Source organism: Halorubrum sp. SD690R, from assembly GCF_005435035.1.
Classification (GTDB): domain Archaea; phylum Halobacteriota; class Halobacteria; order Halobacteriales; family Haloferacaceae; genus Halorubrum; species Halorubrum ezzemoulense.
On sequence record NZ_SGTV01000130.1, the window covers coordinates 1 to 472 of the forward strand.

The 472-nt window shown below is 62.7% G+C and carries 1 protein-coding gene; it reads right to left on the reverse strand.

What is annotated here, in order from left to right; translation table 11 throughout:
• The coding region (locus EXE41_RS19500; RefSeq protein ID WP_206750867.1) for a hypothetical protein at positions 1 to 472 on the reverse strand (472 nt) is incomplete at both ends.

The following is a 472-nucleotide window of genomic DNA, read 5'->3' on the forward strand; positions in this document are numbered from 1 at the left end:
TCATGGAGCTTTTGAGGCTGTTAGAGCTTTGACTGACCCATTTACTCGACGCGCTCCGAGGGTTGCTCAAGCTAACTGACGCATCGGTTGGGTTGCGATCGCCATCGACTGAGAGAGACTCGGTCGTCCCTGTCTCGCTCGCGGTCCCGGTCCGCGTTTGCGTTGACGAGCCGCCGTCACTCGATAGTGTGAGCGTTGCGTCTCTCGCGGGGACGGTGCCCCCCACGTCGACGCTAAAGCTCGATCCATCCGTCTGACTAGTCTTGCTTACCGACTCTGCCGTGGTGGACTCCTTGCCCGTGAGAGTCACGCTCTCGTCTCGCGGCGACGCCGTCCCGCCGACATCGATCGCGAGCGAGCCCGAGCCGGAAACGGTCGTCGACGTTGACGCCAGCCCGGTGTTCTCCACGCCCGTCAGATCGATCGATAGGTCGGAACCACCGTTCGGCGCCTCGTAGCTGATCGTGTCGCC